This is a genomic window from Fodinicola feengrottensis (genome assembly GCF_039530045.1).
GTDB classification, from domain to species: domain Bacteria; phylum Actinomycetota; class Actinomycetes; order Mycobacteriales; family HKI-0501; genus Fodinicola; species Fodinicola feengrottensis.
On record NZ_BAAANY010000009.1, the window covers coordinates 217,828 to 232,364 of the forward strand.

Annotated in this window: 14 protein-coding genes; 7 read left to right on the forward strand and 7 right to left on the reverse strand. The window is 70.1% G+C overall.

Annotation, left to right across the window (positions count from 1 at the left end; all coding sequences use genetic code 11):
• Positions 1-40: 40 nt before the first annotated feature.
• Positions 41-382 carry a rhodanese-like domain-containing protein gene (locus tag ABD301_RS13580; protein WP_279580384.1) on the reverse strand — a complete coding sequence of 114 codons (342 nt, stop codon included), beginning with the start codon at positions 380-382 and terminating at the stop codon, positions 41-43.
• Between the two features lie 322 nt (positions 383-704).
• Between ABD301_RS13580 and ABD301_RS13585 the strand changes: the two genes are divergently transcribed.
• Positions 705-1,697 carry an ADP-ribosylglycohydrolase family protein gene (locus tag ABD301_RS13585; RefSeq protein ID WP_344310368.1) on the forward strand — a complete coding sequence of 331 codons (993 nt, stop codon included), beginning with the start codon at positions 705-707 and terminating at the stop codon, positions 1,695-1,697.
• On the opposite strand, the gene ABD301_RS13590 is transcribed toward ABD301_RS13585, so the two are convergent.
• From ABD301_RS13590 to ABD301_RS13615, 6 genes are read right to left on the reverse strand one after another with little or no spacing between them, the layout of a single operon-like run.
• The gene (locus tag ABD301_RS13590; RefSeq protein WP_344310370.1) at positions 1,687-2,130 is read right to left on the reverse strand and encodes an HD domain-containing protein; all 444 of its coding nucleotides are present in this window, start codon (positions 2,128-2,130) and stop codon (positions 1,687-1,689) included. The two genes, ABD301_RS13585 and ABD301_RS13590, sit on opposite strands and share 11 nt — an antisense overlap.
• 4 nt (positions 2,131-2,134) lie before the next feature.
• Positions 2,135-2,389 (reverse strand): hypothetical protein, encoded by a 255-nt coding sequence (locus ABD301_RS13595; RefSeq protein ID WP_163568528.1) that lies wholly within the window; start codon positions 2,387-2,389, stop codon positions 2,135-2,137.
• A gap of 9 nt (positions 2,390-2,398) precedes the next feature.
• Positions 2,399-4,606, reverse strand: a complete 2,208-nt coding sequence (locus tag ABD301_RS13600) for a hypothetical protein (RefSeq protein ID WP_344310373.1) — start codon at positions 4,604-4,606, stop codon at positions 2,399-2,401.
• Positions 4,607-4,624: 18 nt separating this feature from the next.
• Complete coding sequence (locus ABD301_RS13605; RefSeq protein ID WP_344310375.1) at positions 4,625-4,960, reverse strand: DUF6507 family protein; 336 nt, start codon at positions 4,958-4,960, stop codon at positions 4,625-4,627.
• A 32-nt stretch (positions 4,961-4,992) separates the two neighbouring features.
• Positions 4,993-5,301, reverse strand: a complete 309-nt coding sequence (locus ABD301_RS13610) for a pore-forming ESAT-6 family protein (protein WP_344310377.1) — start codon at positions 5,299-5,301, stop codon at positions 4,993-4,995.
• Positions 5,302-5,316: 15 nt separating this feature from the next.
• Positions 5,317-5,655 carry a WXG100 family type VII secretion target gene (locus ABD301_RS13615; RefSeq protein WP_163568524.1) on the reverse strand — a complete coding sequence of 113 codons (339 nt, stop codon included), beginning with the start codon at positions 5,653-5,655 and terminating at the stop codon, positions 5,317-5,319.
• 190 nt (positions 5,656-5,845) lie between these two features.
• Between ABD301_RS13615 and ABD301_RS13620 the strand changes: the two genes are divergently transcribed.
• Genes ABD301_RS13620 through ABD301_RS13645 form a run of 6 tightly spaced genes read left to right on the forward strand, consistent with a single transcriptional unit; the run spans position 5,846 to position 14,536 of the window.
• Complete coding sequence (locus tag ABD301_RS13620) at positions 5,846-6,127, forward strand: hypothetical protein (RefSeq protein ID WP_163568523.1); 282 nt, start codon at positions 5,846-5,848, stop codon at positions 6,125-6,127.
• A gap of 3 nt (positions 6,128-6,130) precedes the next feature.
• On the forward strand, positions 6,131-7,468 hold the full coding sequence (gene eccD, locus ABD301_RS13625; RefSeq protein WP_344310380.1) for a type VII secretion integral membrane protein EccD: 1,338 nt from the start codon (positions 6,131-6,133) through the stop codon (positions 7,466-7,468).
• Positions 7,469-7,527: 59 nt separating this feature from the next.
• Positions 7,528-9,147 (forward strand): CpaE/TadZ family protein, encoded by a 1,620-nt coding sequence (locus tag ABD301_RS13630; RefSeq protein ID WP_344310382.1) that lies wholly within the window; start codon positions 7,528-7,530, stop codon positions 9,145-9,147.
• Positions 9,148-9,172: 25 nt separating this feature from the next.
• Positions 9,173-13,165: a type VII secretion protein EccCa gene (gene eccCa / locus ABD301_RS13635; protein WP_344310384.1), complete on the forward strand. Its 3,993-nt coding sequence runs from the start codon at positions 9,173-9,175 to the stop codon at positions 13,163-13,165.
• Positions 13,155-13,520 carry a hypothetical protein gene (locus tag ABD301_RS13640; protein WP_344310386.1) on the forward strand — a complete coding sequence of 122 codons (366 nt, stop codon included), beginning with the start codon at positions 13,155-13,157 and terminating at the stop codon, positions 13,518-13,520. The genes eccCa and ABD301_RS13640 overlap by 11 nt, the downstream gene beginning before the upstream one ends.
• Positions 13,517-14,536, forward strand: coding sequence for a DUF6177 family protein (locus ABD301_RS13645; RefSeq protein ID WP_344310388.1), 1,020 nt, complete (start codon positions 13,517-13,519; stop codon positions 14,534-14,536). The genes ABD301_RS13640 and ABD301_RS13645 overlap by 4 nt, the downstream gene beginning before the upstream one ends.
• The last annotated feature ends 1 nt before the right edge of the window (position 14,537 follow it).

Genomic DNA, 14,537 nt, shown 5'->3' on the forward strand with positions numbered 1-14,537 from the left:
CCGGCGTGTTCGCAGCGCCGGGCCACCCTCTTGCGTACGACTAGATGACCTGCGGCTGGCCGGAGTCGGCGGTCATGTCACGGCCGGCGGCGGACCAGGCCTTCATCCCGCCGTCCAGGTTGACAGCGTCGTTGATGCCCTGGGACTGCAGCCACGCGACCACTCGCGACGACCGGCCGCCACCGCGGCAGGTCACCACTATCGGCTTGTCGTCGGGCAGCTCGTCCAGCCGGGCCGGCACATCGGCCATCGGGACGTGCACCGCGTTCGGGGCGTGTCCGGCCGCCCACTCGTCGTCCTCCCGGACGTCGAGCAAGTAGGCGTCCGCGGGCACCTGGTCGACCGTGATACTGGGAACCGAGTTCGCCGCGTTCGGCTGCACCGGGTCACCACCTCCATCGTGAATCTCCGTCGCACCGGGTCTCAGTGTGACGTCCCTGCGGTCCAGCATGACTGATACGCCATGAGCAGCAACAACAACCCTGGCATGAGCTATCGCACAGTGGCGCCATGGCCGAGTCAGCGGTGCGCGTACCGACCCGGCTGAGCGGCCGCTGGCCGGCACTGGAGCGGCAAGTCGCGGACTCCGGGCACGTTTGTCCGTCGATCGAGTACACATTCGTTCCAAAATCAGGGAAATCAGGCGATCGGACCATGCAGTACGGTGAAGGGCACATCACCATTGCCGTGGGAGGACCGAAAGCATGCTGCCGGAGCGGATGGCCGGCTGTCTGCTCGCCGGCGCGGTAGGTGACGCGCTCGGCGCCCCCATCGAATTCCTGTCTATTCAAGGCATTCGGCAGCGGTACGGGCCGGCCGGGTTGACCAGTTACGCGCCGGCGTACGGGCGGACCGGTGGGGCGATCACCGACGACACCCAGATGACCTTGTTTACCCTCGAGGGCCTGTTGTTGGCCGGTCCGGAAGGCGACCAGGTCGAGGCGGTCCGACAGGCCTACCTGCGCTGGCTGGAAACCCAGGGCGGCCCGCCGGCCGAGCCGGCCGGCCGGTTGCTGGGGATCGCCGACCTGCATTCGTTGCGGGCGCCCGGAAACACCTGTCTGTCAGCGCTGCGGGCGACCGTGGCCGGCGGGCCGACCGGCACGGTGGCGGACCCGATCAACGACTCCAAAGGCTGCGGCGGCGTGATGCGGGCCGCGCCGGCCGGGTTCGTCAGCGGCGATTTGCGGCGCGCTTTCGCGCTTGGCAGCGAGATCGCCGCACTGACTCACGGCCACCCGTCCGGTTACCTGCCCGCCGGCGTACTCGCAGCGGTGGTGAGCCAGGTCCTGTACGCGGACGCTTCGCTGCCGGATGCGCTGGAAGCCGCCGCGGCCGAGCTGAGCCGCTGGCCGAAGCACGAGGAGACGACCGCCGCCCTGGCGGCTGGCATCGCGCTGGCCACCGCCGGCCGGCCGACGCCAGAGCTGCTGGAGAGCCTCGGCGGCGGCTGGACCGGCGAGGAGGCGCTGGCGATCGCGGTCTGTGCCGCGCTAGCCGGTGACGACCTGCGGGACGCGCTGCTGCTGGCGGTGAACCACTCCGGCGACGCCGACTCCACCGGCGCACTCTGCGGCAACCTGCTGGGCGCCGTGGCCGGTACGGCCGCGATTCCGGCGCAGTGGCTAGCGGACCTGGAGATGCGGGACGTGATGCAAGACCTGGCGGCGGACGCGGCTCGTACGTTCAGCTGGTGAGGCCGAGCAGCTCGCGCATCCGTGCGTACTTCCTGGTTAACCGCTGCCGGGTTGGTTCGTCCAACACCGAAAGTCGGGCCGGGTCGGCGTTGTGGGCGAGGTCGCTCTCCTTGACCAGCCGGGCACCTGGCTCGGCCAGGATCCGGGCGGCATAGTCGGCCGCCGGCTCGCCGCGCCGCTTCGTCATCGCCAGCACCATCCGCCGGGTGGTTTCCGGCACGTCCAGGCTGGCCAGCTCCGCCTCGGTCAGCACCCCGTCCTCGACCGCGTCATGCAGCCAGCCAGCGGCGATCTGGTCCGGGCTGCCACCCCGCTCGGCAATCCCGCCGGCCACCGCGGCCAGGTGTTCGGCGTAGGGCCGGCCCGCCTTGTCAACCTGCGCGGCATGCCGTTCCCGAGCGAACCGCTCCACCCATTCCAGATCGACCGGCACTCGCTCAGCCTTCGCCGGACAACTTCGCACTGATGCGTTTGACAAAGGCGTCAGCCTCGGCCTCGGTGATCTCCACGTGGTCGACGTCGTCGTGACCGAGTCGATAGAGCCGTAGGTAATCAGTCGGCTCCCAGCGCAGGTTGCGGGTGAAAGCCTCGTCGACGTCCTGACCGTCTATCACTCTGTGACGGACCACGCCGATCGGATTGCTCGGCGAGGTGCGCTCGTTGTATTTCGCGTAATAAGTAATGGTTTCCATCAAGCCCTCCTACTTCACGATAGTCGGCGGAGGGATCTCACCGGCACCCGGCGGGATCGGTACGTGGCTGAAGATCTGCCCCTGCTCGGCCTGCAGGCGGGCGATCTCCTCGGCCGAGACCCCGGGCAGCCGCTGCGCCTCGTATAGCTCGTGAGTGACCATCTTGGCGTCGAAGCTCTGCGGAGTGTGGAACTGCACTTCGAAGACCTGGCCAGTGCTCGGGTCCTTCCAGAACGAGTTGATGCCTTTGTAGTCACCTGGTGCGTTGGTCCAGCTCGGCTTCCACTTCACCGCCTGGTAGCCCTGGTGCTGGAGTTCCTGGACCGCGTGCTCAACCCCGGCCGAATACTGGCCGCCAGGCACGTCGATGGTGTAGCGAACCGCGTCCTTCACGTCGGCGAGACCATCGGCGACGGAAGCTCCCGGATTCTCCAGGAGGTAGGTGGCGAGCTTGCGCTTGAGCGAGTCCGCGCCTTTCAGCCGGTACTCGAAACCCTCCAGCTTCCCGCCCTCGATGTGGTGAGTCAGCGAATCAACGCTGCCGCTGATCTTGGGCTCGTGGCCAGCCACCTGGTCGATGAAGTGATCAGCCGCGGCACTGTCGGCCGGGTTCAGATGTAGGCCGTTCTCGCCCTTCCACGATCCGTCCGGCTGATGGCCCAGGTGCGGATCCGCCGGGCTGCCATCATGCCCGTGACTGCCCTGAGCGTCATGCCCACTCGGGTCATGCGAGTTGGCCGGGTCATGCGAGTTCGCGGGGTCATGCGTACCCGCGGGATCGTGCGGGTTTGCGGGATCGTGCGGATTCGCAGGATCGTGCGGATTCGCGGGGTCGTGCGGGTTCGCAGGATCGTGCGGATTCGCGGGGTCGTGCGGCGCGTTCGGGTCGTGCGTGTCGGTCGGCGTGTGGTCGTGCGGGGTGTTCACGTCGGTGTCGTGGACGTGCGGGTTGGTCGGACCGTCGGGCAGTTCGGCGTGTGGCGGGTGTACGTCCGGGGTGTGCGGCAAGTTCACGTCCGGAGTGTCCACATGCGGGATCTTCAGGTCCGGCGTCTTGGACCACGGGAGTTTCAGGTCGGCGAGCTTCGGGATCTTGATGTCGACCAGATCGGTGAGCTTGGGCAGCTTCACGTCCGGGATCTTGGACGCGACGGTGGCGGTGAAGTCGGCGATCTTGGGGAACCTGGCCGCCAGGGTGCCGGCCACGTCGGCGGCCTTGCCGGCGAGGCTGGTGCCCTTGAGGCCGGCGCCGGCGCCCTTGGTGCCGAAAACGACCGAGGCGATGTTGAAGACCACCGCGCCACTGGCCCGTGCCGGATCCTTGCCCCACTCGTCGTACGCGATCAGGCTCTTGCCCATGTTCAGGTAGTCGTTGCTCAGACCACCCTTGGGCATGCCGGGAATGCCGGTGGTCTGATCGATGGTCAGCGCCAGCGGCAAGGCCCCTGGCGTCACCAACAAAGCCAGCTCGCCAATGCCCTTCCAGGAGGCGACGAAGCCGTCCCAGCCACCGAAACCGACCAGATTTCCGAGGCCCTTGATCGTGCCCCACAGGCCGTCCACGATGAAGCCCTTGCCGAACGAGACAACGCCGTCCCAGGCGTCCTCATACCAGGGCTTGTCCCGCTCTTCAGGCTTGCCCCACGGCAGGCCCTTGTCGGAGTTCAGCGCCTGGTTGAGCTGGTCCTGCGAATACCCGAACTCGTTGGGATCGGTCTTGTCGTCGCCGTTGTCCTGGACGTACGGCGTGCCACCCCAGAGCGCGATGATCTTGTTCGCGCAGGTCCGCTGGGCCGCCATCCACGCCGCGACGGCGCCGTTGACGTCGGTCTCCATCTGGTTGTGCTCGTTGACCTTGTCGCCGTCTTTGCGCCAGTCGTCGTCGTTCTTCACGTCGGCGACGAACTTCGTCGCGCGCGTCTTCAGACTCGCCAACTGGGCCTGGAGCGGGGTGATTTCGGCCGCGTACGCCACCAAAGCCGACCCGACAGTGCCGATGTCCGTGCCGGCCGAGGCCGCCTTCGTACGCACCGGATTCGTCGCCGCGAACAGCTGCGCGGCCTCCGGGGCGGTGTAGCACGAGCTCAGGCCCTGCCACGCCGAGTCGACATCGCCACCAGTGGTGGAGATGTTCGACCCGGCGGTCTGCAGGGCTTTCCCGTTGGTCGAGATCGCCTCGACATCACCGATCTGCGGGATTCCGTCTGGGTTGATCATCTCGGCGGAGCCAGTCCTTTACTTCTTCTCCCAGGCCGGCGGCACAGTCGCCGACGAGGCGGCTTTCTGTGCGTTGGCAGCCATCTCCAGGTCACCCTTGACGTACGCGTTGACCGCGTTCACCGCGCCGGTCATCGCATCGCCGGTGCGCTTGACCACGAACTCCAGGTCAGGCTTGATCTTGTCGGCGAAGGTCGACATCGCGGTCGCGATGATCTGCGACTGGGTCGCCTGCGTGCCGTTCTGCATGGAGGTCTGCAGGCTGGTCATTTCGGCTTCGAAGCCCTTGGCGACACCTTGGGTCTTGGTCAGCACACCCTGGATGGCGGGAACGTGAAGATCCCAAGCGCCCACGACGGTGTCCTCCCCTCAGCTGTGTCGGCCGGTCAGCCGATGTTGGAAACCGCGGTCCCGGCCTGGCTCAGCGCGGTGGTGGCGGTGTCGTCGTTGTTCAGCAGCGTGGTCTTGACCAGCGCGATGATCGAGCGGACCTCGCTCGCGGCGGTGTTCCAACGCTTCTCCACGCCGGCGTACTGCTCGGACACGCCGTCGGCCTGGAAGTCGGCCATCGCGGCGTTCACCGCGCCCTGCCGCTCGCCGATCAGTGACTCCAGCCGGGACACGATCCCAGCGAGGTCGCCCTGCACGGTCTGCGAGGGCCCCGTGTCGTAACTACGCCGATCTGCGTTCACCATTTCTGTTCCCCCCGCCTAGCGTGAAGACCCGAAGCGGGCCGCGTCGAAGTTCGCCGTGCTCATCGCGTGGTGCGAGTGGTCGGCCATCTGCTGGTCACCGGTGGTGAAAGCGGAGTTCATGCCACCCTGACCGCCGAGGATCTTGGACAGCGCGCCATTGAGGTCGGCGGTCACCTGATCCGACTGCGCCTTGAACGTGTCGAACGCGGACCGGCCGGCCCCGTTGAACTTGCCTTCCAACGGCGTCACGGCCGCCACCAGCTGTTTGATCAAAGAACCGAGGTCACCACTGGACCCCTGGGTCTGCTTCGCCAGCGTCGACAGAGTCGCCGCGCCCATGTCGAACTTGACCATGCGTTCACCTCCGTACGCCTGGATGCGGGCCCACGGCCCCATCGTCTTTCCCAAGTCTGCCCCAACGGGTGTTAGGTCAGCGTGAAGAGAACTGCCCATCGCCGCTGGTCGGCCTGCCCGACAGGTCGGACAAGCGCGACCTTGCCAGAATGTACGCAGCAAACTGATCCCACCCGAGGTTTGGACGAAGATGGCCCGCGACTATGACACGCAACTGCTGGAGTCCGTCGCGGTACGCCGCCGCCGGCTCCGGGACGCGCTGATCTGGGGGCGGCTGCGAACCCGCCGGACGATCTCTGACAACGTGGTGCGGTTCCTGATCGGACTTGTCCTCGCAGGCCTGGGATGCGCCGCCTGCGTGGGCTGGTCGTATCTTCAGAAAGCGCTCGCTGACCAGGCCAAACAAGCCAAGTCAGCAACCGCGGTCGTACGGCTGGTCGAGCACCGGCCGACCCAGTGGGAGGTGAGGTAGACAGTGGCCTCAGCGGCCGGTGGCTACACCCGGGTGACGCTCGCCGGCAGCCGGCGGCGGGTGGACATCGTGGTGCCCTCCGACGAACCGGTCGGCCGGCTGCTGCCGGAGGCGCTCCGGCTGACCGGCGAACCGCCGGGCCAGCCGCCGACGCTGCGGCACCTGGTCACCGCCGACGGCACCCTGCTGGACGCGGACGCCACCCTCGGCGAGGCTGGCGTACCGGACGGCGCGGTGCTGCGGGTGGTCGGGCTCGCCGACGCGCCGCCAGCCGCGGTGATCCACGACGTGACCGAAGAGGTCGCCGACGACCTGGACCGCCGGGCCTGGCGGTGGGGCCCGGTGCCGCGCCGGTGGGTCGGCACGGTGGCCATCGTGGCCGGCACGGTGCTGGCCACCGACCTGACCATCGGCCAGTTCCCGGCCGGCGGCCGGCTCGGCGCCGACCTGGTCTGGACCCTCGCCCTGCTGCTCTGCGGGATCGTGCTGGCCACCTACGCGACCCAGCCGATCGGCACCGCGCTGATCCTGGCCGGCGGGGCCACCGGCGTACTGGCCGGCTGGATCGGCACCGGGAACCTGTTCGGCGGCGGCCCGGTAGCAGCTGGTGTCGCCGCGGCGAGCCTCGCCGCCACCGCGGTCGCCCTCGGCCTGAGTACGGGGATCGGTTCCGGCGGCGTGATCGGCGGGCTCGGCGGGTTGGTACTGATCGCCGCCTGGTGGTTGCCGCTCGCGCTCGGCGTGCCACCGCTGGAGGTGGCCGCGGTGCTCGCGGTGCTCTCCGTCGTGCTGCTCGGCGTACTGCCCCGGCTCGCGCTCGGATTGTCCGGGATGACCGGGCTGGACGACCGAAGGTCCCGGAACGAGCAGGTCACCCGGCCGGCGGTGGAGAGCGCACTGCGGGCCGCGCACCGCAGCCTGTCGCTGGCCACCCTCGCGCTGGCGGCCTCGGCCGCCGTCGCCGGCTGGCTGCTGACCTCGACGATCAGCCCGTGGACACTGCCGCTGACCGCGCTGATGGCCGCCTCGCTGCTGTCCCGAGCCCGGGTCTTTCCACTGGTGCCGCAGGTCGCCGGCCTGATCGGGGCGGCCTGGCTGGCCGTCCTGGGCCTGCTGCTGGCCTGGTTGCGGGCGGACGGCACCATGCGATGGGCGGTGATCGTCGGGCTGGTCCTGCTGGTGGTGATCGCCAGCGCGGTGTTGGTCGTCGAGCCGCCAGATCACGTACGGGCCCGGCTTCGTCGGCTCACCGACCGGCTGGAGGCGGTTACCGTGATAGCGATGGTGCCGGTCGCGCTCGGCGTCTTCGGCGTGTACGAGCGGCTGTTGCACACGTTCTGATGCCCGGGTTGGGTACGGGCAATCGACTGGAAGCTGGGGGTTGGGGAGGTGGTGCAGACATGACGGACCGCGACTGGGGTTCGGACGTGCTCCGCGACCTCGACAACCAGGCCGTGCAGGCCAATGTGCAGGCCGACGTGCAGGCCAATGAGGCCTCGGCACCGTCCGCTCCCGGTGAGCGAGCGACCGATTCAGCCGGTGGACCGTTGGGTGGGGCAGGTGGTGGGGCACCGCGGCCGCCACAGGCTGGCTCCGCACGTGGGGTGGCCCGCATCCCGCAGCCGCCGATCAGCGGTCCCTCGCTGCCGTCCGCGCACCCGCAGGATCCGTATCAGCCGGCCCCGCAGCCCGGCCCGGCGTACGAGGCTCCCTCCCCGTACGAGCACGGGTCGCCCTACCAGGCTCAGTCGCCATACCAGCAGCAGTCGCCATACCAGCAGCAGCCATCCCAGCCGGGGCCGTACGAGGCAGCGCCGTACCGGCCTGCGACGCCGTACCAGGCCGCTCCGCAGGCCCAGCCGACTGAGCCATCACAACAACGGCCGCCACAACAACAGCAGTCGGCCGTGCCGTTCACCACCCACCCGGCTTCCCGGCAGGCCGGCCCCGGCTATCCGGCCCAACCACCAAACCAGCCAGCACCGAGCCACGGTGGCCAGCAGCCGTGGGAACCAAACCCACAGGTACCTTTCACCTCCAGTGAACAAAGTGTCCAGCCTGGACCACCTGTCCACAACACCGATTTCGCCCCCAGAGTTCCCGCACCGCAGGGCCAGCCGGCTGGCTCGTACGACCCCAACAGCGTGGTCGGGCGAGTCCGCAGCGGCGAACCCCCGCTGCGCAAGGCGACCCGGTCGGTCCGCCGGCTGTTCGGCGGAGCCGACGACGTACAGGTGCTGACCGAAGCGGCGGCCGGCGTGCAGCGACCGGTGACGACCGGGCGGCGGATCGCGATCGCCGGGGTGCGGGGTGGCTGCGGGAAGTCGACGCTGGCGGCGCTGGTCGGGAGTGTGTACGCGGCCCGGCGGACCGACCGGGTGCTGGCCATTGACGCCGACCCGAACGCCGGCTCGCTGGCCTGGCGGCTGGGCGTGACCGGTGCCCCGGCGCTCAGCCAGGTCGGCCCGCAACTGCTGTCGGGTCGCGGTCTGGACGCGGCCAGCGTGGACCAGATCATCGCCCGTACGCCCAGCGGCCTGTCGGTGCTGCCCGGCGCGCCCGACGGCGACGCGGTGGTGCCGCCAACCGGTGCCCGGGACGTAGCCAGGATCCTGTCCCGGTTCTTCGCGGTCACCGTGCTGGACTGCCCCGCCGGCCTGAACAGCGACGCGACCCTGGCCGTGCTCGCCGACTCGCATGCGATCGTGCTGGTCACCTCCGCGAGTGCGGACGGGATCCGGAGCCTGCGCGGGCCGCTGGACCGGGTGGCGAGCGCGTCGCCCGACACCCTTCGGCACACCCTGGTCGCGCTGGTGTCGCACAATCCCACGTCCGAGGGCATCGACCTGGCGAAGGCGGACCGGGCGCTCGCCGGCTACGGCATACCGATCCGGCACCTGCCGTACGACCGGCACCTCGCCGCCGGCGCGGCGATCTCGCTGGACCAGCTGGCCGAGCCCACCGTCACCGCCGGCACGGTCATCGCCGCGGACGCCATCGCGCGCGCCACCGCCCTGTGAGGCATCGCAGCACTGTGAGGATTCCGTGACCACACGCCTGGTGCACCGGCCGGCCCGGCTGAGCAAGCCGCGACCAGTGGTCGACCCCCGCCCGGTGGAGGCGCCGCCGGTGTTGCCGGAGAGCAAGGGCCTCGGTGGCATGCATGCCCTGCTGCCGATGATGGGCATGGGCGGCTCGATGTCGATGATGCTGGTCTTTCGCGGTTCCGGGCTGGCCGGCATTGGTGCGTTGGTGATGGTGCTGGTGGTGGTCGCGACCGGCGCGATGTTCTTCACCCAGCGTGGCCAGGCCACCCGGACCCGCCGGCAGCAGCGCGAACGCTACCTGGATTACCTCGAGGAACTCCGCGAAGAGCTGTCCGACCACGAGAAACAGACGCTCACCCAGGCCCGCGAGCTGGACCCGCCGCCGGCCGCACTGCTGGACGTCGTACGCGACCCGAGCCGGCTCTGGGAACGCCGCCGCCGGGACCTGGACTTCCTGGCCCTGCGGGCCGGCACCGGTCCGCTCCCGGCGCAGCCGCTGGACCTGCAGGACAAGGGCAGTCCGCTGCAGCCCACCGACCCGTTCATGATGGCCGAGGCGCAGGCGCTGGTACGCCGTTATGGCACCGTCGTCGGGCTGCCGCTGCGGGTGCCGCTGGACCTCGCCGGCGACGTGAGCATCGTCGGCGACCGGGCCAGCGTGCTCACCGTGGTACGTGCGTTGCTCACCCAGGCGGCCGCGCTGCACGCCCCCGAAGATGTCGGCATGGCCGTCGCGTACCCGCCGAACCGGGAGACCGACTGGGACTGGGTGCGGTGGCTGCCACACCTCGCTGACCAGGAACAACACGACGCCGGCGGACCGGTGCGGCGGGTCGCCGCGGATCCGACCGCGCTGGCCCACCTGATGGGCACCGAGCTGAACGCGCGGGCCAACCAGGCCGCCGAAGCCCGCCGCAACCTGTCCGGCAACGCCCTCGCGCCCACCCTGCAACGGCTGCTGGTCGTCCACGACACGTACGGCGAGACGGCCGTCGGGCTGCCCATTCCGGACCGCGCCGCCACCCCGGGCGCGCTCGGCATCACCGTCCTGCACCTGGTTTCGGACCGATTGTCCGAGCCGAGCGAGGTGTCGCTGCGGATCACCGTCGAGGGCGGCCGGCTGCGGGTCGAGGACCGTCGCCGGGACTACACGTACGAAGGCGACCTGGACGACGTGCCGGTCGGGCTGGCCGACGGCCTCGCCCGGCTGCTCGCGCCGCTGCGGCTCTCCCCAGAGTCGTACGACGACGGCACCGGCTCGGCGCCGGCGGACTTTCCCGCGCTGCTGGGCATCGAGGACCCGCAGTCGCTGCACCTCGGCAGCCTGTGGAAGCCGCGTGGCGACCGGGACTTCCTGCGCGTACCGCTGGGCGTGGACGACACCGGCCGGCCCGTCCTGCTGGACCTTAAGGAGTCCGCGCAGCTCGGCATGGGCCCGCACGGGCTGTGCGTGGGCGCGACCGGCTCCGGCAAGAGCGAGATGCTCCGAACGCTGGTGTTGTCGCTGCTCACCACCCATTCGCCCGAACTGCTCAGCATGATTTTGGTGGACTACAAGGGGGGCGCCACCTTCGCGCCCTTCGACGGGCTGCCGCACGTGGCCGGCGTCATTACCAACCTCTCCGACGACGTCGGCATGGTCGAGCGGGTCCACACCAGCCTGGCCGGCGAGGTACAGCGCCGCCAGCAGGTGCTCAAGGACGCCGGCAACATCGCGAACATCACCGACTATCAGCTCGTACGCGCGCAACGCCCGGACCTGCCGGCGCTGCCACACCTGCTGGTGATCATCGACGAGTTCGGCGAGCTGCTGACCGCCAAGCCCGACTTCATCGAGCTGTTCCTGTCCATCGGCCGGATCGGCCGCTCGATCGGGGTTCACCTGCTGCTGTCCAGCCAGCGCATCGAGGGCGGCAAGCTGCGCGGCCTCGACACGTACCTGTCCTACCGGTTGGGCCTGCGCACCTTCTCCGAAGCGGAGAGCCGGACCGTCCTGGAGACCCCGGACGCGTTCCACCTTCCACCGCTGCCCGGCTTCGGGTACTTGAAGGTGGACACCACGATCTATCAGAAGTTCAAGTCGGCGTACATCTCCGGGCCGTACCGCGGACCGGAAGGCGAAGTGGTCCTGCTGCCGGGCGCACCCCGGGTGGTCGAGGTGCCTCGGTACGGCACCGCCGAGCTGCCGGACCAGGCACCAGAACCGACCGGCGACGAGCTGCTGCCGGCTCGCAGCACCGGTCCGACCCTACTGTCGACGGTGGTCGACCAGCTGGTCGGGGCGGCCGAGCCGGTGCCGCAGATCTGGCTGCCGCCGATGCCGGCGGCGATCTCACTGGACCGCATCGGCGGCTCTGTCGGTGGCATTGAGATGGCCGCCGACGGATTGCGGATGCGCGGTGAGACGGGCCGGCTGCGGGTGCCGATCGGGCTGCTGGACGACCCGGCCAACCAGTGGCAGGGCAGCTGGCGACTCGACCTGCGGCGAGCCGGCGGGCATGTCGGGATCATCGGCGGCCCGCAGTCCGGCAAGAGCACTTTGCTGCGCACGCTCGTCCTGTCCCTGTCGCTCACGCACAGCCCGACCGAGGTGGCGATCTACGGCATCGACCTGCTCGGCGCCGGCCTGCAGGCGCTCGGCGACCTGCCGCACGTCGGCGGGGTGGCCAGCCGAAACGACCCGGAGCGGGTCCGCCGGACACTGGAAGAAGTACGGGCGATGATCGACCACCGGGAGCGGGTGTTCCGGGAACGCCGGATCGACACCCTGGACGCACTGCGTTCCGCGCATGCGGACGGTGCCGTGCCGGAGCTCGCGGCCGCCGACGTGGTGGTCGTGCTGGACGGCTACGGCCAGATCAACGGCGACTTCGAGGACCTGGAACCGCTGGTGCACGCGATCCTGGGCCGCGGCGGCGCGTACGGCGTGCACGTGGTCTCGACGATGACCCGCTGGAACGAGGTGCGGATCGCCCAGCAGGCGGCCTTCGGCAATCGGATCGAGCTGCGGCTGAACGACCCGAGCGACTCCGGCATCGAGCGCCGGCTGTCCGAGACCATCCGGCCCGACCAGCCCGGCCGGGCGCTGACCGACCGCAAGCTGCTCGCGCACGTGGCGCTGCCGCGGATCGACTCGCTGCCGGACGCGGCCAGCATCGGCGCCGGGCTGGCCCAGGCCGTACGAGCGATCCGGGCTTCCTGGGTGGGACCGCAGGCGCCCGCGGTCCGGGTGCTGCCCGGGTTGCTACCGGCCAGCAGCCTGCCGGACCACGTCCAGCTGCCCGCCGGCGTACCGCTGGGCGTGAACGAGTCCGACCTGTCTCCCGCGGTGCTCGACCTCTTTGGCGCCGACCAGCACCTGTTCGTGATGGGCGACCGGGCCTGCGGCAAGACCAACCTGCTCCGGCTGGTCGCCGAGCAGCTGATCAGCCGTTATGGCGACGAGGAGTTGGTGTTCGCGATCTTCGACCCGCGGCGCGGGCTGCGGGACGTGGTCGACGACAAGTACGTCGGCGGGTACGCGCCGAGCGCGCCGCGGGCCGCTCAGCTGACCGCCGCGGTGTCCGCCGAGCTGGCCAAGCGGATGCCCGAAGACCCGGCCGCTTTGGACTCCGGCGAACACACCTTCAGCGGGCCACGGATCGTTCTGCTGGCGGACGACTACGACGTATTGGCCGCCGCCGGCACCGCCCCGCTGGCCGGCTTCATCCCGTTCCTGGCCTCGGCCCGCGACCTCGGCCTGCATGTAGTGATGACCCGCCGGGTCACCGGCGCGGCCCGCGGCCTCTACGAGCCGTTCACGCTGGCCCTGCGCGAGTCCGGGGTGACCGCGCTGGTGATGTCCGGCGACCGCACCGAGGGGCAGCTGTTTTCCGGCGTACGCGCGTCGGTGCTGCCGCCGGGCCGTGGCTTGTTGGTACGCGAGGGCGAACGGCCGCTGACCATCCAGACTGCCTGGACGGGACCACTGGAGCTGACTCATGACCGTTGATTTCGTCGCGCTGTGCCGGTCGATGCCGGACGTGGAGTCGACCCTGACCGCGCTGCTGGCGGCCGGTCCCGAGCTGCGGCTGAGCTCGTACCAGGACGGCGCGATCTTCGAGATCCGGGACGAGGCCGGCCGGCCGCTGGTCGCGGTCGAGGGACCGCTGCTGATCCAGGTACCGGGCGAGCTCAGCCGGCTGCTCGGCCCGGAGGTGGAACCGGTCGGCGTGCCGGTCTGGTGGGTGGAGGCGCGCGCCGCGTCCGCCCGCGAAGGCGCCGCCGACATCGCCCGCCGGGTGACGAACACGCTGGCCGGACGGCTCAATGGAGTCGTCTGGCCGTTGGAGGAGGAGTCGTCGTGAAGGAGCATCCGGCGGTCGACGTGGCCACCGACCGGGCCGCGGTGCTGCTGCAGCAGCGGCCGGTGATCGGGCTGAGCCGGTGGATCAACGACGTCGTGCACGTGTGCGTACGCGACTCCAAGCTGGTGCAGATCGTCACCCCGGAAACCAGCCGGCTGACCACCCCGCTGGAAACCGTGATGCTCGCCGTCGGTGGCCGCTGGGTCGTACGTACGCCCGACAACCGCTACTACGACGGCCTGCGCGGCGACGCGTTGCGGTGGGACGGGCAGTGCTTCCGCGGCACCGACGACCCGATCCCGGCGGAGTTCGTCGACACCTCGACCAAGGCCGGTGGGCTGCTGCGGGTGGATGTTTCGGTGCTGCACCGGGCCTCGGAAACCACCGAGGTGGGCGGCCTCGCCGAGGACTGTTTCGTTGGCCTCACGGGGAAAGCGCCGGCCGGCTGGGGCGTCGGTGAGCCGGCGTCGCAGCGTTGGGACACCGGCGAGTTCACTCGGTTCTGCCGGGAGCGAGCACCACGCTCGACGACCCTGGTGGTGGTCGGGCAACCGGAGTCACCGTCGGTCGCGCTGGTCGAGATCGGACGTACCCAGGCGGGCGTACGGGAACGGGTCCGGATCGCCGTCGGCAGCACCGGCCAGCCCGACCTCGCCGCGTTGGACCGGCTGGCCAGCCATTTGACCGACCTCTACCTGGTCCGCAGCATGATCGCCGGCCTGGAGCCGGGCCGGGCCGACTGCACGGTGGACCCGCGGTTCACCGGCTTCCCGGTGCCGTACGGACTGCTGATCGGCCCCGAAGGGGTGGCCGACGTGGGCGCCGACCGGGCCGCCGACTCGCCGGCCGCCGTCGTCCAACTGGTCGGGCCGGACAGCCGGCAGGCCTGCTGGAACCGGCTGGTCGCGGCCGGTGAGGAACGCGATCCACAGATCGTGCTGGAAGCGGTCCTGCGGCATTTCGGCCTGGACGGCCGGATCGCCGGCTCCAGCCGGATCACCTCGCCGGAGCAGTAGC